At 64.0% G+C, this 22554-nt stretch carries 9 protein-coding genes; 3 read left to right on the top strand and 6 right to left on the bottom strand.

Going from position 1 to position 22554, the window contains the following annotated elements; translation table 11 throughout:
* Window positions 1-20 precede the first annotated feature (20 nt).
* Window positions 21-1652 (bottom strand): ABC-F family ATP-binding cassette domain-containing protein, encoded by a 1632-nt coding sequence (locus tag R4P70_RS23105; protein ID WP_020907739.1) that lies wholly within the window; start codon window positions 1650-1652, stop codon window positions 21-23.
* Window positions 1653-1781: 129 nt separating this feature from the next.
* On the opposite strand from R4P70_RS23105, the gene R4P70_RS23100 reads away from it, so the two are divergent.
* On the top strand, window positions 1782-2567 hold the full coding sequence (locus R4P70_RS23100; protein WP_317831975.1) for an SDR family oxidoreductase: 786 nt from the start codon (window positions 1782-1784) through the stop codon (window positions 2565-2567).
* A 10-nt stretch (window positions 2568-2577) separates the two neighbouring features.
* Window positions 2578-3708, top strand: a complete 1131-nt coding sequence (locus R4P70_RS23095; protein ID WP_317831973.1) for a lycopene cyclase family protein — start codon at window positions 2578-2580, stop codon at window positions 3706-3708.
* 15 nt (window positions 3709-3723) lie between these two features.
* Here the strand turns inward: R4P70_RS23095 and R4P70_RS23090 are convergent, their stop codons facing one another.
* The gene (locus R4P70_RS23090) at window positions 3724-4695 is read right to left on the bottom strand and encodes an alpha/beta hydrolase family protein (protein ID WP_317831971.1); all 972 of its coding nucleotides are present in this window, start codon (window positions 4693-4695) and stop codon (window positions 3724-3726) included.
* Between the two features lie 140 nt (window positions 4696-4835).
* Between R4P70_RS23090 and R4P70_RS23085 the strand changes: the two genes are divergently transcribed.
* Window positions 4836-5684, top strand: a complete 849-nt coding sequence (locus R4P70_RS23085) for a Ku protein (protein WP_020907736.1) — start codon at window positions 4836-4838, stop codon at window positions 5682-5684.
* A gap of 2 nt (window positions 5685-5686) precedes the next feature.
* Here the strand turns inward: R4P70_RS23085 and R4P70_RS23080 are convergent, their stop codons facing one another.
* The 4 genes from R4P70_RS23080 to R4P70_RS23065 all read right to left on the bottom strand — a co-directional run bounded on the left by R4P70_RS23080 (window position 5687) and on the right by R4P70_RS23065 (window position 22549).
* The gene (locus R4P70_RS23080; protein ID WP_317831969.1) at window positions 5687-20017 is read right to left on the bottom strand and encodes a non-ribosomal peptide synthetase; all 14331 of its coding nucleotides are present in this window, start codon (window positions 20015-20017) and stop codon (window positions 5687-5689) included.
* 340 nt (window positions 20018-20357) lie between these two features.
* The gene (locus tag R4P70_RS23075; protein WP_003944963.1) at window positions 20358-20780 is read right to left on the bottom strand and encodes a metal-sulfur cluster assembly factor; all 423 of its coding nucleotides are present in this window, start codon (window positions 20778-20780) and stop codon (window positions 20358-20360) included.
* A complete protein-coding gene (gene sufU / locus R4P70_RS23070) occupies window positions 20777-21280 on the bottom strand; it encodes a Fe-S cluster assembly sulfur transfer protein SufU (protein WP_003944894.1) in 504 nt (167 codons plus the stop codon). Before sufU ends, R4P70_RS23075 begins: the two co-directional genes overlap by 4 nt.
* 3 nt (window positions 21281-21283) lie before the next feature.
* A complete protein-coding gene (locus R4P70_RS23065) occupies window positions 21284-22549 on the bottom strand; it encodes a cysteine desulfurase (RefSeq protein ID WP_003944865.1) in 1266 nt (421 codons plus the stop codon).
* Between the last annotated feature and the right edge of the window lie 5 nt (window positions 22550-22554).

Below are 22554 nucleotides of genomic sequence, written 5' to 3'. Positions count from 1 at the left end.
CCCTAACCACTCACAGGGGGTTAGGCGAGCTGGATCAGCTCGAGGTATTCCTGCGACCAGTGGTCCTCGTTGCCGTCGGGCAGGAGGATGACTCGCTCGGGGTTGAGTGCCTCGGCAGCGCCCGGATCGTGGGTGACCAGGACGACGGCACCGGTGTAGCTGCGGAGCGCGTCGAGCACCTGCTCGCGTGAGATCGGGTCCAGGTTGTTGGTGGGCTCGTCGAGAAGCAGAACGTTGGCAGCGGACGACACCAGACCGGCCAGAGCCAGACGCGTCTTTTCACCACCCGAGAGCGTTCCGGCCGGCTGTTCGAGCTGTGGGCCGGTGAACATGAAGGCACCGAGCAGAGAACGCAGTTCCTGCTCCCCTGTATCCGGCGCAGCGTGGCGGATGTTCTCCCACACGGACGCGTCGTCGTCGAGGGTGTCGTGCTCCTGAGCGAAGTAGCCGACCTTGAGTCCGTGACCGGCGATCAGCTCACCCGCGTCCGCCTTCTCCGCGCCCGCGAGGATGCGGAGCAGTGTGGTCTTACCTGCACCGTTGAGTCCGAGGATAACCACACGAGACCCACGATCGATCGCGAGATCGACACCGGTGAAGATCTCGAGCGAGCCGTACACCTTGGTGAGGTTCTTGCCCATCAGCGGAGTCTTGCCACAAGCGGCGGGCTCGGGGAAACGAATCCGCGCAACCTTGTCCGAGACACGTTCTGCATCGAGGTTCGCCATCAACTTGTCGGCTCGCTTGGCCATGTTCTGAGCCGCGACGGCCTTGGTTGCCTTGGCACCCATCTTCGCAGCCTGAATCCGCAGCGCACCGGCCTTCTTCTCGGCGTTCGCGCGCTCGCGGCGACGACGCTGCTCGTCAGTGGCACGAGCGTCGAGGTACTTCTTCCAGTTCATGTTGTAGACGTCGGCCTCACCGCGGACGGCATCGAGGAACCACACTCGGTTGACGACGTCGTTGAGCAGGTCGACGTCGTGACTGATGACCACCAGTCCGCCCTCGTGGTTCTGGAGGAATCCACGCAGCCAGGTGATGGAGTCGGCGTCGAGGTGGTTGGTGGGCTCGTCGAGCAGCAGAGTGGTGTCCGAGCGGGCACCGCTGCCGTCGGAGGCGGCAAAGAGGATTCGCGCCAATTCGACACGACGACGCTGACCGCCGGACAGCGTGCTGAGCGGCTGCCCGAGAATACGGTCTTCGAGGCCGAGGCTGCTGGTGATACGTGCGGCTTCGCTCTCGGCTTCGTAGCCGCCGAGGGCCGAGAATCGATCCTCGAGCTGGCCGTACTTCTTGACCGCGCGGTCCTGAGATTCCTGATCGAGCACCTCGCCCATCAGGATCTGCTGCTTCTCCATCTCGCGGAGCATCGTGTCGAGGCCGCGGGCAGAGAGAACCCGGTCCTTGGCGAGGATGCTCAGGTCGCCCTCTTTGGGGTCCTGCGGGAGGTATCCGAGTTCACCGGTGCGTACGACGCTTCCCGCATATGCCTCACCTTCACCGGCGAGGATGCGCAGAGTGGTCGTCTTTCCGGCACCGTTACGTCCGACGAGTCCGATCCGGTCGCCCGGCTGGATGCGCAGCGAAGGCCCGGGAGCTGTGAGAAGGGTGCGGACACCGGCACGAACTTCGAGGTCAGTGGCGGTAATCAAGCAAACTCCTCAGGAAAAACGACGAATACGGGTAAACAATGCCTGACTACAGACACAAGAACTATCGATTTTACCGTGACCTGACGGTCGTTCCGACCAGGAGCGTGTGAGTCCGCTAACGTTCGGGACATGACTAGCGAAAACAGCACCCGTCCTCGCGACCTCGAAGGCCGCGCCGCCATCGTCACCGGCGCAAGTCGCGGAATCGGCAAAGCTGTCGCCGCCGAACTCCTCGCTCGCGGCGCCGACGTCTTGATCACAGCCCGCAAGCCGGAGCCCCTCGAGGCCGCTGCATCCGAACTGTCCGATCTGGGGCACGGCCGCAAGGTCGTCGCATTCGCGGGCAACGCTGCCGATGCCGAGGCCCGCTCCGGTGCCGTCGACCGCGCCGTCGCCGAGTTCGGTTCGCTCGACATTCTGGTCAACAACACCGGAATCAATCCCGTCTTCGGGTCGCTCATGGAGGCGGACCTCGACGCCGTGCGCAAGATCTTCGACGTGAACGTGGTTGCCGCCCTCGGTTACGTCCAACAAGCACATCGGGCGTGGATGGGCGAACACGGTGGAGCCGTCGTGAACCTGGCAAGTGTGGCCGGGATCCGGTCGACGGGCGTCATCGCGGCGTACGGCGCGTCGAAGGCTGCGCTCATCCGGTTGACGGAAGAACTGGCCTGGCAACTGGGACCGAAGATTCGTGTCAATGCCGTAGCTCCCGGGATCGTCAAGACGCAGTTCGCGGCAGCACTGGTCGCTGCCGGCGAGGACAAGGCGTCGGCGGGCTACCCGATGAAGCGGCTCGGCACCCCCGAGGACGTTGCCGGCTTGGTCGGCTTCCTCGTCTCCGACGCGGCGGCATGGATCACCGGCGAAACGGTCCGGGTCGACGGCGGTCTGCTCGCAACGGGATCGATGTAGTGCGCCGATCATGAGCACACTCGACTCCTCCGCCGACGTGGTGATCGTGGGCGGAGGGCCGGCGGGGCGGGCACTCGCGACGCGCTGTATCGCCCGGCAACTCACTGTTGTCGTTGTCGATCCGCATCCTCATCGGGTGTGGACGCCGACGTACTCGGCGTGGGCAGACGAGTTGCCGTCGTGGCTGCCGGGCGAGGTGATCGCGAGCCGGATCGAACGCCCGAGCGTGTGGACCAGCGGGCAGAAAACGCTTGATCGCATCTATTGCGTATTGAATACATCTTTACTGCAATCATTTCTCTCCGACACATCCATACAGTTCAGAGGCTTACGCGCTCAAACACTGTCCACCACCACCGTCGTGTGCGTGGACGGATCGCAGCTGACGGGATCCGTCGTCGTCGACGCCCGAGGCACCGATCTGGCAGTGACAACCGCGCAGCAGACGGCCTTCGGAATGATCGTGGACCGAGCTCTGGCCGATCCGATTCTGGGCGGCAGCGAGGCCTGGTTCATGGACTGGCGAACAGACAACGGCACCTCCGACGCCGACACTCCCTCGTTTCTCTACGCGGTCCCGCTCGACGACGAGCGAGTCCTCCTCGAGGAGACCTGCCTCGTCGGCCGGCCGGCGTTGGGGTTGCGCGAACTCGAAACACGTCTGCGTACCCGACTTCACAATCGGGGCTGCGAAGTCCCCGACGACGCGCCGGTCGAGCGAGTCCGTTTTGCGGTCGAAGGCCCGAAAGACTCGTCCCCGGACGGTGTCCTCCGGTTCGGCGGGCGAGGCGGTCTGATGCATCCGGGAACCGGATACAGCGTTGCCTCCTCACTCGCCGAGGCCGACACTGTCGCGAAAGCAATCGCCGACGGTGAGGATCCGAACGCGGCACTCTGGCCTCGCTCGGCCAAGGCGGTATCCGCTCTCCGCCGCGTTGGTCTGAACGCACTTCTCACCCTCGACTCGGGCGAAGTCACCACATTCTTCGACAAGTTCTTCGATCTACCGGTCGAGGCTCAGCGGTCATACCTTTCCGATCGGCGGGACGCGGCCGCGACGGCGAAAGTGATGGCAACACTGTTCCGATCGTCACCGTGGCACGTGAGAAAGACGTTGATGCGCGCGCCGTTTCTCCGGTGACTAGATCCGCACCGACTACTGCGCTGCCATCGAGCTGGCGATCATCGGCCACGAATTGTGGAGGTCGTCCTGCCAGTAACCCCACGAGTGGGTTCCGCTCGGCTTGAAGTCGAAGGTCGCGGGGATGCCCAGTGCGTTCAGTCGGTCCGCCAATCCGTGTGTGCACCCGTTGACCGCGGATTCGATGATGCCGCCGACGATGATCTGATTCAGGAGTGCTCCGGGGTTTCCGTTCACATCGGGCGCCTGAAGGTTGTCGTGCGGACCTGGCAGCCCGGATCCGGTGGAGACGTACAGTTCGGTCCCCCGCAACTTCTCCGCGTTCACGACGGGATCGTTCTCGCGCCATCCCGGACCGTCGAACGGTCCCCACATGTTTGTCGGATCAGCGCCACCCCGCGCACCGACCACCAGTCGCACGTAGTCCTGACCCGGCTGGGTGGAAGTCTCCGCGCACCCGCTGTAGGCCCCGACACTCCGATACAGCCCTGGGGCTGCGATCGCGAGATTGAGTACCGAGGTCGCGGTCATCGAGATCGCCGCGATGGAGTTGACCCCGTTGGTACCGAACTGCGCATCGATGACTGGCGGCAGTTCGCGAGTGAGGAACGTCTGCCACTTGTTGCGTCCGAGTACGGGATCGTCCTTCTGCCAGTCGGTGTAGTAGCTGAACGCTCCTTCCAGCGGCGTCACGACGTTGACGTTCTTGTCGGCGAAGAAGTCCAGGACATCGGTCCGTCCTTCCCACGTTGCACTGTCCTCGCCACCACCGGCGCCGTTGAGCAGATACAACGTGGGCCGTGGGGCGCTCGTGTCGGCGGGGAGGATCACCTCGAGTGGAATGTCGCGGCCCATCGCATCGGAGTGGACGCTGATAGTTACGGTGCGTGCCGGATCTGCGTTCGCGGGCCAAGGCGCAAACAGCAGTGGAACCAGTGAAATTGCCAGCGCTGCTGCTACGCGTCGACGGTAGGTTCGGATACTCATCGGAGTATGCCCCCAGGTGTGCGAGTCGGATTCTCGGAGCGGATACCCGCTCGCCGCGCCTCGAACCGGCCCACCCGGACGCAACGGTTCGGGATCAACCGTGAGCGTTTGCCTCGCGCAATCGGCTGGGGGCGACCATCATGGGAGGCATGCGCTCGATTTGGAAAGGCTCGATAGCCTTCGGTCTGGTCAACGTTCCGGTCAAGGTGTACTCGGCGACCGAGGACCACGACATCCGATTTCACCAGGTCCATGCAAAAGACGGTGGCCGCATCAAGTACAACCGTGTGTGTTCCGAGTGCGGAAACACGGTTCAGTTCGCGGACATCGACAAGGCGTACGACTCGGAAGACGGATCGCGCGTCATCTTGAGCGACGAGGACTTCAACAAACTCCCGGCCGCGGAGAAGCACGAGATTCCGGTGCTGGAATTCGTGCCGAACGATCAGATCGATCCGATCTTGTTCGAGAAGAGTTACTTCCTCGAACCCGATTCGGCGTCGCCGAAGGCGTACGTCCTGCTTTCGACTGTGCTCACCGAGAGTGATCGAACGGCACTGGTGCATTTCACTCTGCGACAGAAGACGCGCCTGGCCGCGATGCGCGCTCGCGACGGCGTCCTCGTGATCCAGACGTTGCTGTGGCCCGACGAAGTTCGCGCAGCAGAGTTCCCTTCACTCGACGACGTGGAGAAGCCGAAGGCCAAGGAACTGAAGATGGCGCAGACGCTCGTCGAGAGCATGGCGGGCGATTTCGATCCGACCGAGTTCACCGACGACTACCAGCTCCAACTGCGGCAGTTGCTCGACGAGATGATCGAGAACGGCGGCAAGAAGGTCATCCCCGCCGCCGAGGTCGACCAAGAGGGCACCGATGCAGAGGTGGTCGACCTCGTTGCCGCACTGCAGCGCAGTGTGGACGAAGCGAAGTCGAACGCCTCCAAGGCCGGCTCGTCGAAGTCGACGACGCCGAGGAAGAAACGAGCCTGAAGTCAGCCGCGCACGTCTTGGATCTCGATCAGAGCGTCCAACTCGGCGTCGACGTCCGGGGCCGCGTGACGACCCGTTCCGACCGCCAGGTTGATCACGGGCCCGATCGCCTCCAGACCTGCCTCGGTGAACATTTCGGCGTGTGACGTGGGCACCGGACGGTCGATGATGACCCCGGACACGAACGGTCGCCACGCCGACGCGGTTCGCAGCGGGTCGAAGGTGTCGGCGTGTGCCGAGAAGAACAGCAGATCGCCCACGAACTTGCCCGGGCGGTATCGGTGAGCCAGTTCGGCGCCTGCGGAGTATTCCTCGAACAGTCGCTCGATCCGATCGCTCGAGACCAAGGGGTGATCGCCGATGGCTTCGCGCAAGAGTGCTTCGGCGTCCTCGGGTGTCAGATCACGCTCGCCGGTGTCCGGGACCGAGATCCCCAACCCGCCGATCACTTCGGCGAGAGAAGGCTGCGCGCCCGCCATCGTCGGGTCTTCGAGAACGAAGCTGTCGAGCAGAATCAGGTCGGCGACGCTCTCACCCGCGGCTTGCAACTGCACCGCCGCCGCGTGAGCGATCAATCCGCCGATCGACCACCCCAGCAGGTGATACGGACCGTGCGGCTGAACTCCGCGAATTTCCTCGACGTACCGCGCCGCGAAGTCCTCGATCAGCTCCGCCCGAAATTCGGAGTCCGTCAGGACCGGCGACTGCAGGCCGTAGAGCGGCCGGCTGGAATCGACGTAGCGATCGAGCGCTCCGTAGCACCAGGCCAATCCGATGGCCGGATGGATGCAGAACAGTGGCTCGGCGCGGCCTTCCGGACGTAGTGGCAGGACTACCGCAAGTGCGGAGGTATCCGCGTCACTTGTCACAACTGTTGCCTCGAGTTCGAAGAGTCTGCGCGCCAATGCCTCCGGAGTCGGGTCGGAGAATATCCACGCGACGGGGACGGTCATGCTGGTGCGTTCTTTGATGGCAGCGACCAAACGCGTTGCCATGAGTGAGTTGCCGCCGAGTTCGAAGAAACTCGAATCGGCGTACGTGTCTACGTCGGCCAGATCGAGTACCTCCGCGAAAGCAGCGCAGATCGCGATCTCGTCGCCGCCTTCCGGACTGCGTCCACTCGGCGACTCCCAGTTGGGAGCAGGCAGAGCGCTGCGATCGAGCTTGCCCGCCGGTGTGGTCGGGACTGCGTCGATCACGACAACAGCGGACGGGATCATGTGCGCCGGTAGGGAGGTGCCTGTGTGACGGCGTAGCGCGGCGGCGTCGAAGTCCGCATGTGCAGGGACGACGTACGCGACGATCCGAGCGTCGACGCCCTCCCCGACGACGACGCTGACAGCCGAATGCACGGACGCTTCCGCTGCCAGCACCGCGTCGATTTCTCCGAGTTCGATTCGGAACCCTCGGATCTTGACCTGGTGGTCTGCGCGTCCGAGGTAGATCAGTGCCCCTGAGCGATCTTCGCGCACAAGATCCCCGGTGCGGTACATCCGAGCGCCTTCGGGTCCATGCGGGTCGGCGACGAAGCGCGCGGCTGTGAGTGCGGGGTTGCCGAGGTACCCGCGGGCGAGACCGTCGCCGCTGACGTAGAGCTCACCGACGACCTGGCCGGGAACCGAGTGCAGTCGGGAATCGAGAATCATCGCGTCCACGCCGCGGATCGGGCCGCCGATCGTCACGGGCTCCCCCGCGACCAGCGAATCACTGATGGTGACTGCGACGGTGGCCTCGGTCGGGCCGTACGCGTTGAACATTCGGCGCCCCGGTGCCCACCGAGATACGAGGTCGGCGGAACAGGCGTCGCCGCCGACGACGACGGCTTCGAGATGGTCGAGCCCGGCGGGATCGACAGTCGCCAAGGCGGCTGGAGTCACGAAAGCATGGGTGATCGTCTGCTCGTCGAGCAGTTCGTGCAATTCGACACCGCCGAGAACTGTCGGAGGCGCTATCACCATCGTTGCGCCGGCGCAGAAAGCCAGAAGGAGCTCGAGAACCGACGCGTCGAAGCTCGTCGAGGCGAAGCTCAGAGCGCGAGAGTGCGCGGTGACGCCGAAACGCTCCCGCTGTTCGTCGGCAAACGCTGCCAGTCCCGCGTGAGTGACCAACACGCCCTTGGGTTTTCCTGTCGAGCCCGAGGTGTAGATCAAGTAGGCCGGGTTGTCGAACTCGAGTGGCGCGTCCGGCAGTGTCTCGGAATGGACTGCCTCGATTTCGGTGGTGAATTCGATCGCATCCAACTCGATCCACGACGTGACGCCCGGAAGGCCGGCCGCATACTCGCCCCTGGTGATACCGAGTACCGCCCCACTGTCGGTGAGCATGTGCTCGATCCGCTCGGCGGGGTACGCCGGGTCCACGGGAAGAAACACTCCGCCGGCTTTCGCTACAGCCCAGAGCGCGATCACATAGTCGGCCGACCTTGGAAGCGCCAGTGCCACAATCATTTCCGGCGCTATTCCGCGAGCGATCAACGCAAACGCCATTGCGTCGGAGCGTCGGTCGAGTTCGCCGTACGTGAGCGTGACGGAAGCGGCGACGTCGACGATTGCCGGAGCGTGCGGATCGGCCGCGCCGCGAAGCAGCAACTCCGGCAAGGTCAAAGCATCGCCGGCCGGACGTCCGGGCAACGCACGCAGGCCACGTCCCGCAAGATCCACGTCACCGACGACGGCGGAGGGCTGGGCAGACAGTGTCTCGACGATCGTTTCCAGCATCACCGCAAACGACTCCACCGTATCGGTGTCGAAGAGGTCCTTCGCGTAGGTGAGGGAGGCCTCGTAGCCGCCGCCTTCCTCCGCGGTCTGTTCGACAACGGTGAACTGCAGGTCGTACTTGGCGATGTCCGGTGTGATCTCGTGGGCACGAACGGCAAGTCCAGGCAGGTCCCACGTCGTTGGGTGGGCGCCGTGGAACGAGATCATCGTCTGGAACACCGGATGACGGTCGGTGGTCCGGGTCGGCGCCACAACGTCCACGACCTGCTCGAACGGAATGTCCGCGTGGGCGAAGGCGTCGAGATCGACGGAGCGGACAGTACGCAGAACGTCGACGAACGTCGACCCGGGATCGACCGTCGTGCGCAGTCCGACCGTGCCCACGAACATTCCCACGAGGTCGTCGAGAACTCGGTGTCCTCGCCCGGCGACCGGAGATCCGATCACGATGTCCGTGCTTCGACTCAGCCTGGACAGCAGCACGGCATAGGCAGCGTGCAACACCATGAACGGCGTCGCCGCATTCGAGCCGGCGACCGCCTCGACCGCGATCCGGGTGTGCGCCGGAAGCGAGACCGCGGTGTGGCCGCCGCTCAACGACTGGGTGAGCGGGCGCGCTCGATCGCTCGGAAGGTCGATCAGCTCAGGTGCTCCCCGCAACGTCTCCCGCCAGTACGACGCCTGTGCCCCGAGCACGCTCTCGGATTCGTTCACAGAGCCCAGCGCTTCCCGCTGCCAGATGGCGAAGTCCGCGTAGTGCACCTCGAGCGGGGTGAACTCGGGAGCGCGTCCCGAACTTCTCGCGACGTAGGCGGTGAGCACGTCCTTCATCAACGGCGCGATCGACCATCCGTCCGCCGCGATGTGGTGGATCACGATGACAAGTGTGTGGTGCTGCGGCGTCGACTCGAGCAGGAGCGCGCGAACGGGAGATTGGGTCGTGATGTCGAATCCACGCGACGCGAATTCCCTGGCGAGCTCTGCCGGTTCACGGGTGTCCGCATTTGCGTACTCCAGCGAGGTGAATGCATCCTGGATCACCTGGTGTGGGCCGGTGTCGGAGTCGGGGAACACCGTGCGCAGGATTTCGTGCCTTTCGATCACGTCGAGGACCGCAGCTTCGAGGGCTGGGACGTCGAGTGCACCGTCGAGGGAGATCGCGGCAGGGACGTTGTACGCGGGTGAGCCGGGATCCATCTGGTTGAGGAACCAGATGCGGGCCTGCGCGTAGGACAGCGGAATTTGCTCGGGGCGGTCGACGGCGGTGATCGGTGGTAGCGCCTTCGCCCCGGCGGATGTGTCGAGCACGGTGGCAAGTTCCCGAATTTCGGGGTGCTCGAACAGCATTCGGACAGGTACCTGCCTGCCCAACGATTCGCCCAGTCGCTGGGCAAGTCTGGTGGCGAGCAGTGAGTTGCCACCGAGTTCGAAGAAACTGTCCGACGCACTGATCTGTTCGATACCCAGCAGTTCCGCCACGACGCCGGCAACCTGGAGTTCGGTCGCGGTGGTCAGCGGCTCGACACTCCGCTCGGACGAACGCAGCGTCGGCGCCGGCAGCGCCGATCGGTCGAGTTTCCCGACGGGGGTCAGCGGAACGTGCTCGATCGGGGTGATCGCCGACGGCACCATGAAGGCGGGCAGTGAGCGGCGCGCATGGATCAGCAATTCGTCCATCTCGACCGCATCGGAGCCGAGCACGACGTACGACGCCAACATCGTCTCACCGGAAGCTGCGTCGATGCCCACGGTGACCGCGAACTCGACGCCGGGGTAATCGCTGAGGACGGAGTCGATCTCGCCCAGTTCGATGCGGAATCCGCGTACTTTCACTTGGTGATCAGAGCGTCCGACGTATTCGATCGTCTCGAGCGGCGTCCACCGAACCAGGTCGCCGGTCCGGTACATGCGGGCGCCGGCCGGGCCGAACGGCGCTGCCACGAATCGCGTCGCCGTCAACGCGGGTTGGTCGAGGTAGCCGCGGGCAAGTCCGAGGCCGGCGATGTAGAGCTCACCGGTGACCCCGACGGGTACCGGCTGAGCCGAGCCGTCGAGAATTACCGCGGACACGCCCCGGACGGGCCCACCGATGGTCACGGTCTCCCCCACCGTCAGGGCATCGCTGATGCACACCATGACCGTGGTTTCCGTCGGCCCGTAACCGTTGAACAACCGGCGACCCGGTGCCCACTTGCGGACCAGTTCGGGTGAACAGGCCTCGCCGCCGACAACGATCGACTGCAAGACGTCCAGCCCGGTGGGATCGACCGAGGCCAGCGCTGCCGGCGTGATGAACGCGTGGCTCACCTGGTGATCGGTGATCAGTTTTGCGAGGTCCTCGCCGCCGTACACATCGGGAGATGCGATCACCATCGTCGCGCCCTCACCGACGGCGAGCAGCAGTTCGAGGATGGATGCGTCGAAGCTCGGTGAGGAGAAGTGCAGCGTCCTCGACTGCGCCGAGATGCCGTAGCGCGCCGTCTGCTCGGCGGCCAATGCGCTCAGGCCACGGTGAGTGACGCTGACACCCTTGGGCTTTCCCGTCGATCCGGAGGTGTAGATGATGTAGGCGAGGTTGTCGATTCGGATCGGCGCGGCAGGAACCGGCTGCCAGACACCGTCGCCGTGGATGTCGTCCATCGTCATCCACGGAACCGGACGGGGCAGTGATTCGATCACCGCTTCCGTTGTCACTCCGCGAGTGGCTCCGGAGTCGGTGAGCATGTGCAGAATGCGATCGGCTGGGTATCGCGGATCGACCGGAACGAACGCGGCGCCGGTCAAGGAAACGCCCCACAACGCGACGATCGAGTCGATCGAACGCGGAATCGCTATCGCCACAATGTCTTCGGCGCCGATACCTTCCGTGGTCAAACGGCGGGCAAGCGCCGATGCACGGGCGAAGAGATCTCGGTAGAGCACGGTGGTGCCACCAGATCGAAGGGCCACCGAATCGCCTGAACGGTTGGCGGTCCGCGTCAATATTTCGGCCAAGGTGCGCGAACTGGTCCACGCCGGACCTCGTACCGGCATCAGCGACGCACGCTCGAGGGTGCTGAGGAATTTCATGTCGTCGATCGCGGTGTCCGGGTCTGCGGCGACGGCGCGGGCCACCGACTGCACACGTGCGGCGATCGTTTCCGCGGTGGAAATGTCGAAGAGCGCCTCGGCAAACCTGAGCGACCCGGTGATCTCCGCGTTCTCGGAATCGCCTGCCAGCAGGGTGAACTCGAGGTCGAACTTAGCGACGGACGGTTCGAGCGCTTGCGCCTCGAGATGGGCGTCGTGGACGGTTACCTGCGGCGAGACCACATTCTGGTGGTACGACAGCATGACCTGAAACAGCGGGTGTCGCGTAGTTGACCGGTCGAGATCGAGGGCGTCGACCAGCACCTCGAATGGCAACTCGGGGTGCGCGAAGGCGGCAAGGTCGCGTTCACGGACGACCTCGAGCAGGGAGGTGAACGACGCTCGGTGATCGACCGGTGTGCGAAGCGGTAGCGAATTGACGAACATCCCGATCAGGGAATCCAGTTCGGGTCGGCCGCGGCCTGCCACCGGAGTACCGACCACCACGTCGTCGGTAGCACCGAGACGCGCCAAAACAACCGTCAAGATCGCGTGTACGACCATGAATTGCGTCGTGCCACTGCGCCTTGCCAAGGCGGCGAGCCGCTCCCCGGTCGCCGCGTCGATGACGATCGGCACCGATCCGACGGCGGTCGTGGTGACAGATCCGCGTGGGCGATCCACCGGTAGCAGTACCTCGTCCGGGGCACCAGCCATGGCAGCGGTCCAGAAGGTCAGCTCGCGGGCAACCAGAGACTTCTGGTCGTCGATCTGCCAGAGCGAGTCTTGCTGCCACACCGCGTAGTCGGCGTACTGCACGTCGAGCGGTATGAAAACCGGGGCGTCTCCGACGACGCGTGCGGAGTACGCCGCGACGAAATCTGTCGCGAAGGGAGTCAGGGACCAGCCGTCGAAGGCGATGTGATGGATGACGACGACCAGTACGTGAGCGAAAGTGTCCTCGCGCACCAGCATGGCCCGAATCGGCAGATCCGAACCGAGATCGAACCCACGCGCCGCGAACTCCGTCGTCGCGGATTCGATACCTTCGGATCCGCAATAGCGCTCGACGGAGAACTGCACGTCGGAAATTGCTCGGATGACCTGGCTCGGGCCGTCGGCGCTGTCGACGTAGATCGTTCGAAGCACCTCATGGCGTGCAATGACGTCCGCAAGCGCCTCCTCGAGTGCATCGCCGTGGATGTCTCCGGTGATCCGGATCGCGAACGGAATGTTGTAGACCGCGGACTGCGGGTCGAAGCGATTGACGAACCACAGCCGCTGTTGCGCAGCGGAGAGCGGTAGTCGGTCCGGGCGAGCACCGGCGCTCAGAGCAGGTCGATCGTCTGATTCTTCGGCGCTCGCCGCCAGACGTGCAGCGAGCGCTTCGACGGTCGGCGCTTCGAAGATCGAGCGCACGTCCACAGCGAGTCCCGTCGCTGCGCTCAACCGCGCGGACACCTGCGTCGCGACGAGCGAGTTGCCCCCGAGATCGAAGAAACTGTCTCCGGCCCGGACCTCGGGTACGTCGAGCAGTGAAGCGAACACGTCGGCGACGGTGCGTTCGAGCCCGGCCTCGGGTTCACGACCCGTACCGAGGACTTCGCGCGGTATCGGCGTCGGCAATGCTCTCCGATCGAGTTTGCCGACCGGAGTCAACGGAATCGCGTCGATCGGGGTGATCGACGACGGAATCATGTACCGCGGCAGCGTGTCGGCGAGTGCCGCAAAGAGCGACTCGATATCAGCGTCGCCGCTGAGCAACACGTACGACGCCAGAGTGGTGCCTGCGGCGGATTCGACGGGAATCGTCGTGGCGAAGTGAACGAGAGGGGAATCCATCAGAGCAGCGTCGATCTCGCCGAGTTCGATGCGGAACCCGCGGATCTTGAGCTGATGATCGCTGCGGCCCACGTAGCGAAGGGTCAGGTCCTTGGTCCAGCGGACCAGGTCACCGGTTCGGTACATCCGGGCACCGGACGTCGAGTACGGATGCGCGACAAAACGATCCGACGTCAGCGCGGGACGAAGGTGGTAACCACGTGCAAGCCCTGGCCCACCGATGTACAGCTCGCCGACGCCGCCGATCGGGACCGGTTGCAGCCGAGCGTCGAGCACCACGGCGTCGATTCCGCGGATGGGACCGCCGATGGTGATCGGATCGCCCGGTGAGAGTGGGTCACTGATGGCAACCATGACAGTGGTTTCGGTCGGACCGTATCCGTTGTGCAGTCTGCGCCCGTTGCCCCAGCTCGAGACCAATTCCGGGGTGCACACGTCGCCGCCGACGACTACGCATTCCAGCGCCGTCACGCCCGCCGGATCGACGGTCGCCAGAGCAGCCGGAGTGATGAAGGCATGAGTGACCTCGCGGCTTCGGAGGAACTCGCTCAACGCCTCCCCTCCGTAGATGTCGGGAGGGGCGATCACCATCGTCGCGCCGGTCGAACCGGCGAGCAGTAGCTCGAGTACGGCGCCGTCGAAGCTCGGTGACGCAAAATGCAGAGTCCGCGACCCGGCGGTGATCCGGTACCGATCCTGTTGTTCGCGAGCAAGATTGGCCAAACCTGCGTGAGTGACGACGGTGCCCTTCGGCACTCCGGTCGAGCCGGAGGTGTAGATGACGTACGCAGCCGACGCCGCAGTGATCGACGCTGTTCTGTCCGCGTCGCCGATGGCAGCGTCGTCGATGGCAGCGTCGTCGATGGCAGCGTCGGAGTAGGCGGCACATTCTGCAACCGTGTCCGCGTCGCCGAGGTCGATCCAGACTGCGACGTTCCCGCCGGTTGCCGGACCGGCCGCAACCTCGGCGGACCGAATTCCGATCCGCACACCCGAATCCTCGAGCATGTGCGCAACTCGATCTGCGGGATAACGGGGATCGACCGGGACGAAAACGCCGCCGGCTTTTGTGACCGACCAGACTGCGAGCACGGAGTCGACCGATCGGGCGACGGCCAGTGCGACCGGTGTCTCGGGGCCGACGCCCAGGTCCATGAGGTATCGAGCGATCCGATTCGATCGACGCTCCAGCTCCCCGTACGAGAGTGAGCGCTCGGAGTCTTCGAGGGCGATCGCGTCGGGATACGTCCTCGCGGTAGCCCCGAGGATCTGCGCCAGCGTCGATTCGCCCACCGAAGCCACGCCGCGCCGCGGCAATATCGCGGCACTCTCCCGGGATCCGAGTACACGAAGGTCACCAACCGGTGCAGTCGGTTCCGACACTGCCGATTCCACGAGGGTCACGAAGTTTCGCGCCAAGGCTTCGACGGTCGCGTTGTCGAACAGGTCGGTGGAATAGGTGAACGTGGCATCGATTCCAGCTGCGGTCCCGGACTCGTGACGTTCGGTGACGGTGAGCTCGAGGTCGAACTTGGTCAGCCCCGTCTCGACTGCCCGCGCCGTCATCGACACCCCGGCCAGTTCGGCTGTGTGAGCGGTGGTTATCCGAGAGGTGATGGCAGCTTGAAAGACCGGATGGTGCGCAGGCGAGCGGTCGAGTTCGAGCGCGTCCACGACGACGTCGAAAGGCACGTCCGCATTGTCGAAGGCATCCACGTCGACGGCCCTGACCTGCGACAGGTGTGCGGCGAACGTCGCGTCCCGATCGACGACGGTCCGCAAGGCCAGAGTGTTGACGAACATGCCGACGAGCAGATCGAGAGATCTGTCCCCTCGTCCTGCCACCGGTGTTCCGATGACGATGTCGTCCGTGCCGCTGTACCTGGCCAGAAGCAGGGCGAAGCACGCGTGCAGGGCGATGAACGGCGTGGCGTCGTGATCGCCGGCAAGTACAACGAGCTTCTGATGAGTGGAAGCGCCAATTCTGATGTCGACTCCGGCCCCGCGCATGGTCGGGTCGAGTGGGCGCGGACGGTCCGTCGGCAGGTGGAGTTGCTCGGGCGCTCCCGCCAGCTGCTGCTTCCAGAACGCGATCTGTGAGTGGGCAAGCGAATCGGTGGATGCCACGTCGCCTAGGTGTTCTCGGTGCCAGAGCGTGTAGTCGGCGTACTGCACCGGAAGGGGTGCCCACTGCGGGCTGTTGCCGCCGACGCGGGCGGCGTAAGCGCCGGTGAGATCAGCAGCCAACGGCGCGAGCGACCAGCCGTCGGCCACCATGTGGTGCAGAACTACGACGAGAACTGCTTGCTCGTCATCGCCGTCCTTGTCATCGCCTTCCTCATCGTCGGCGACAGTGATCAGCAGGTATCGGACCGGGCGTTCGCGGACCAGATCGAAACCCGCCGAGGAGAATTCGAAGATCACTCTTTCGAGATTCTCGCGTTCCACTTCGATCGACTCGAGCCCCGCGATACCCTCGCCCAGGCCCAGAACCTTCTGCGTTGCGTTGTCCCCGATTTGAGGAAACACGGTGCGTAGTGATTCGTGACGTGTCACGACGTCCACAATCGCGGCGCTCAGTGCGTCGGGATCGACGTCGCCGCGCAACGACACCGCCAACGGAATGTTGTATGCACCTGATTCCGGTGCGACGCGGTTCAGGAACCACAGTCGCTGCTGCGCGGGAGCAAGAGGCAGTACCGCCGGCCGGGCCACGACCTGGATACCGTCGGCGTCCGGGGTCTGGGCGGCACGCTCGATCGTCGCCGCGATCCCGGACACCGTGGGATGGTCGAAGAGCGCACGCAGCGGCATACGAACTCCGGTGGCTTCGGTCAAGCGCGCCACAGCCGTCGTCGCTACCAGCGAGTTTCCGCCCAAATGAAAGAAATTATCGTCGAGCCCGAGCGGTCCACTACCCAGGATGTCAGCCAGAACCGCGGCTACCTTGCCCTCGGTCGTGGTCGTCGGGGGCCGGAAGACCTTGGTGGAGGCGAGGATCGGCGACGGCAGCGCACGCCGGTCGAGTTTTCCGTTGGTGGTCAACGGAATCGAATCGATGACCATGAAGGCATCGGGAACCATGTAGGTCGGGAGGGCTTCGGCGGCGTGCGCGCGAAGGGCTTCGGCGTCCACGGCGTCCGAAGCGGTCACATAGGTCACGAGAGCGCCGCCAGCCGGCGTCGGAGCCACGACGGTCACGGCGTCGTCGATTCCCGGCGCGCCGAGGATGACGGAGTCGATTTCGCCGAGTTCGATCCGGAATCCGCGGATCTTGACCTGCGCGTCGCCGCGTCCGAGGTACTCGAGTTGTCCAGGCGCAATCCATCGTGCGCGGTCACCGGACCGGTACAACCGTCGTCCGCCGGCATTGAACGGATCGGCAACGAACCGGCCCGCGGTGAGGTCTGGTCGGCCCAGATAGCCACGGGCGAGTTGACCGCCGGCGACATAGATCTCCCCCGCAATCCCCACCGGGACCGGGGAGAGATGCTCGTCGAGCAGGTACACACGAAGTCCGTCGATCGCGTCACCGATCCGGCTGCCGGTAACCGCACTCGCGCTCGCCCGGTCGATTTCGAGATGGGTGACATGCACCGTCGTCTCGGTGATGCCGTACATGTTGACGAGTGCGGGCCCGGATTCCGTGCGATCGTCGTAGCCCGCGTGATTGTCATACCAGCGCCCGAGGCGACGAAGATCCAAGGCTTCGCCACCGAAGATCACGTACCGGAGCCGGGTCGCCGAATCGGCCCGAAGGTCGGCTTCGATGTACTGGTAGAAGGCCGAGGGCGTCTGATTGAGCACGGTGACGCCTTCTGCAGCGACGAGCGCGCGGAAGGCATCGGGGTCGCGTGAGACTTCGTGATCGACCAGAACCAGCGTTCCACCGTGGAGCAGCGCGCCCCACATTTCCCACACCGAGAAGTCGAAGGCGAACGAGTGGAACATCGTCCACACGTCGTTGCCGTCGAATCCGAATTCGACCTGCGTGTTCTCGAACAATCGCACCACGGTGGCGTGAGTAACCGAGACGCCCTTGGGTCGGCCCGTCGACCCCGAGGTGTAGATCACGTATGCCAGATTGTCGACTCCGTGCCCGCGCGGGCACTCATCGGTTTCCAGACCCTCACCGGAGTACTCGTCGGAGTCGACCCCGACGACCACCACGTCAGAATTCGGGAAGGCGGAGTTCGGGAAAGTGGAATCGGAGATGACGCACACCGGTTGCGCATCCTCGACCACGTATGCCAAACGCTCGGCGGGGTGCGCACGATCGAGTGGGAGGTATCCGCCGCCGGCCTTCACTACCGCGACAGCGGCAACGATCATGTCCACGGATTTCGGCAGCATGATTCCGACCAACGACTCGGATTGCACGCCATGCTCGACGAGCTTGCGCGCCAACTGATTCGATCGTCGATCGAGTTCGCGGTACGACACGCGCTCGCTACCTGCGACAACGGCGATCGCTTCCGGGGTCGCCCGAATGCGATCGGAAAGGATGTCGGAGAGCGTTCGGACCGGGGTAATCGGGAGAACGGGCGGCACCAGCGCCTGGCGCGCGTCCGGGCGGAGCAGATCCACTGAGCCGAGCGCCGAGTGCGGAGCACCGACCATCGCGGTCAAGATTCGTAGATAACGGTCGGCGAGGTCCTCGGCTTGCTCCTTCGTGCCGAGCCAATCCAGAACACCGGAGATCGGCTGATCGAAATCGGCATGCTCACCAGTCGGAATCGCCAGGGAGACAAACAGTTCCGGCACGGTGGCCAGATCCGATCCGATAGGCGCACCGACCATGAGCCCCGGAAATCTCGGGTGAGCATCCAGCGGCTCCTCGAAGCAGACCATCGCCCGGAACAACGGGCCCGTCTCCACCCAGCGGCCGTCACCGAGTGCGGCGGTCACCGAAGACAGAAGAATGTCTGCGTGTTCGAAAGCTTCGATTGCGACGGTGTCCACCGCACCGACCAGGTCGTTGAGCGTCATGGTGTTCGACACCGTCGAGCGAAGCACCAACTGGTTGGCGAACATCGAGACGAAATCGTCCGGGTTCGAGGCGCCGTACCCGCGGACCGAGACGCCGATCGACACCTCGTCAGCCGAACCGACGCGGCGCAGCAGTCCGGCCATCGCAGACTGGAAAAGCACGAACAGACTCGTGTTCATCGTCGTCGCCATCGTCTCGAGGCGGCGGCAGAGGTCTGCCTCGATCTCGAGGGGCGTGGACGTCCGACCGGATCCGGCGACGACCGGCAAACCCAGATCCTCGGCGGGGTTCGACAATGTCGAAGACCAGTACTCGACGTTGCGGGCGTGTTGAACTTCGGCGATCCACTTCCCCGCGGCGTCCGGGTCGATGTCCATCAATCGAGTTCCCGATTCCGCAGCGCAGAACAATTCGAGGAATTCGAGGAAACGTCGGTGGTGACGCGTGATGTCCTCGTTGGTGTAGAGGTCTGGGTTCGCGGCGAAGTCGATCTGGATCTCTTCGGCTGCGGAAGTCTGATAGACGTTGACCGAGAGGTCTTCGATCGGCCCGGTCGAGATCACGTTCAGTTCGCCGTGCGCGTCCCCGAGAGTGATTCCCGAGTGGAACAGCATGAGGTTGATCAACGGCCCGTGGAAGCCGCGTCCGTCGGCGATGCTGTGATCACCGGCGTTGAGGTCGCGTCGTAGGTCCTCGTGGCGGTACTTCTGATGACGCAGTGCGCCGGTGAGTTCGATCTTCACCTCGTGCAGCAAGTCTCCCACCGCGAAGTGCGGATCGACACTCGCACGTATCGGGACGACGTTCGACATCATTCCGCCGGACCTGCGAGCAGCTTTTGTCGTCCGCCCCGAGACCGGCAGGCTGAGGACCACGTCGCGGGTCCCGGTGGCCCGGGCGAGGTAAGCCGCCAGTGCACCGATCACCACTGACGACGTAGTCACGTCGTGAGCGACGGCAAGCCGTTCGAGGGAGCTTCGCAGTTCCGTAGGTACCGTCGCCGACCGTAGGCGTGACCACGCCTGCGACGGAGCAGTCGAGGACGCGAGCGAGGTTCCGCCCGGCTTGTCGGCCATCTTGGTGTTCCAGTAGTCGCGATCGCGTTCCCACCGGGAAGAGCCCAGATAGTCGGCCTCTGCCTTCACCAACGATTGGAGGGGGGCAGTTACCGCTGGGGGAACTGGCAGATCCCGCACCGCGGCGGTGTAGATCTCGGCTGTGCGGTTCATCATCGACATCGCGCCGAAACCGTCGAGCGCCACATGATGAATACGGCTGTACCAGTAGTAATGGTCGTCGCGAAGCACCAGGACTGCCAGCCTGACCAGGCGATCGGTGAACGGATCGATGGCAGCAGTGTGCTCTTTGCGCATCCATTCTCGCGCCGCCGATTCCGGATCGGATTCGGCGCGCAGGTCGACCACGTCGAGGGAGTCGTCCATGTCGAGATCGAGCCACTGACGCGCAACCCCGTCCACCTCGACCAGGCGCAGGTATCCGGAGCCGATCTCACGGCCGGTCTGTTTACTGGCAGCGGTCAGCAGCTCGATGTCGAGCGGGCCGTCCACGTCGACGTACTGAGCGATGCTGACGGGAATCTCGGGTCGAAGCTGTTGTGCGACAAGCAGGGAAAGTTGCGCGGCAGAAAGAGGGAAGGTGAGTTCGTCGTCCGGACGAGCTGCGGAAACGATTCCTCGGTCGGGACTGCCATCCACACGAATCTCCCTCTTACAACTTGATCATGATGCAAACAGGTATATGCGTCCGCTGGACGCTTCGAACTGATCGGGGCACTTCGAAATGAGACGAATACATTGGAAAGCTCGGGTGGAAACTGGCAAATCGCCCGCCGGAGATCACATCGTGACAATCAGCTGCGATGTTACCGATCAGTCAGCTTCCAGCAAATATTCATCAAACAACCATTTGGGACTATTGTCCTGAATATCATGGCTAAAACGGCCCTATATAACAAACCGAAGCGCCGGTACCCGACGAACGGGCACCGACGCTCCGGTGAAATGTATTCAGTTGATCGTGCAGCGAGGCTGCTTGTCAGACCGTGAAGCCGAGTGCGCGCAGTTGCTCGCGTCCGTCTTCGGTGATCTTGTCCGGTCCCCACGGCGGCAACCACACCCAGTTGATCTTCATGTCGGTACACAGATCGCTACGCACAAGTGCGCCGCGCGCCTGGTCCTCGATCACGTCGGTCAACGGGCACGCCGCCGACGTCAAAGTCATGTCGATCGTGACGACACCGTCGTCTTCGAAGAGTCCGTAGACCAAGCCGAGATCGACGACGTTGATTCCCAGTTCGGGGTCGACGACGTCGCGCATCGCTTCTTCGAGTTCGTCGAGTCGCTCAGGCGACGGGACAGTGCCACTGCCCTGTGCGCCACCGAATTCCGCAGTGGAATCGGGATTCGGATTCACCGGAGCGCCGACCTCGGCGTCCTGCACTGGTTGTGTCTCGGTCATGATCCCTGTCCTTCAGTCGTGTCGACCAATTCACTGCTGCTGTCCGCCGTCGTCACAGCACTGCCGTCGACAATCTGGACTACAGCATCCTTGAATGCCATCCATCCGAGCAAGGCGCACTTCACGCGTGCCGGATACTTCGAGACACCGACGAACGCGATGCCGTCGCCGAGAACGTCCTCGTCCCCCTCGACGGTGCCCCGACTGCTCACCATCTCGTTGAACGCCGTCACCGTCTTCAATGCGTCGGTGACCTGCATCCCGATGACGAGGTCGTTCAGCACCGACGTCGACGCCTGGCTGATCGAACAACCCTGCCCGTCGTACGAGACGTCGGAGACCGTTCCGTCCTCGGAGATCTGGACGCGCAACGTCACCTCGTCGCCACACGTCGGGTTGACGTGGTGCACCTCGGCGCCGAACGGCTCACGGAGTCCGCGGCCGTGCGGATGTTTGTAGTGATCGAGGATCACTTCCTGATACATCTGCTCCATGCGCATGATTCAGTTCAACTCCCCTGCGACACCGAAAAATTCCTGCGCACGCTTGATCGCTGCAACGAGAACATCGATTTCCGCGGTGGTGTTGTAGAGCGCAAACGACGCACGGGCCGTCGCAGCGACACCGAACTTACGATGCAGCGGCCACGCGCAATGGTGTCCGACGCGGATCGCGACGCCCTCGTCGTCGAGGATCTGTCCGAGGTCGTGGGCGTGAATACCGTCCACGACAAAGGAAATCGCTCCGCCGCGGTTCTCGGACGTCTGCGGTCCGATGATGCGCAGACCTTCGATCGCCGACAACTTTTCGAGAGCAGCCTCCACCAACACGTGCTCGTGCGCGGCGACGGCGTCCATCCCGAAGGTGTTCAGGTAATCCACGGCAGCGCCCAGTCCGACCACCTGTGAGGTCATCGGTACGCCGGCTTCGAAACGCTGAGGCGGCGGCGCGTAGGTGCTGACCTCCATGGTGACCGTCTCGATCATCGACCCGCCGGTGATGAACGGAGGCATCGCTGCCAGCAGTTCACGACGGCCGTAGAGAACTCCGACCCCCGAAGGGCCGAGCATCTTGTGGCCCGAGAACGCCGCGTAGTCCACTCCCAGTTCGTGGAAGTCGACGGCCATGTGAGGCACCGACTGGCACGCGTCGAGCACGACGAGTGCACCGACGGCGCGTGCTCGTCGCACCAATTCCTCGACGGGCGCGATCGCGCCGGTCACGTTGGACTGGTGGGTGAACGAAACGACCTTCACCGCGTCTGTCAGCTCCAGCGAATCGAGATCGATCCGGCCGTCGTCGGTGACGCCGTACCACTTGAGCGTCGCACCGGTGCGGCGCGCAAGTTCCTGCCAGGGAACGAGGTTGGCGTGGTGTTCGAGTTCGGTGATGACGATTTCGTCGCCAGGACCGACGTGGCGGTCGAAGCGATCGTCACCGAGAACGTAGGTCACCAGATTGAGAGCCTCGGTGGCGTTCTTGGTGAACACCAACTCGTCCGAATCCGCGCCCACGAAAGAAGCGATGGTGGCGCGAGCATTCTCGTACGCGTCTGTCGCCTCTTCTGCGAGCTGATGAGCACCCCGGTGTACTGCCGCGTTACACGTGGTCAGGAAGTCCCGTTCGGCATCGAGAACCTGGACCGGACGCTGCGAGGTAGCGCCGGAATCCAAGTACACCAAAGGTTTTCCGTCGCGCACGGTTCGCGCCAGGATCGGGAAGTCGGCCCGAACCGCTGTGACGTCGAGCTCGCGCACCGAGGTGGTCATCGTGA

Origin of the sequence: Rhodococcus sp. IEGM 1241, assembly GCF_033142365.1 — a bacterium.
Lineage (GTDB): Bacteria > Actinomycetota > Actinomycetes > Mycobacteriales > Mycobacteriaceae > Rhodococcus_F > Rhodococcus_F erythropolis.
The sequence above is the reverse complement of the archived record's forward strand: the minus strand, read 5'-3'. Positions and strand labels throughout refer to the sequence as shown.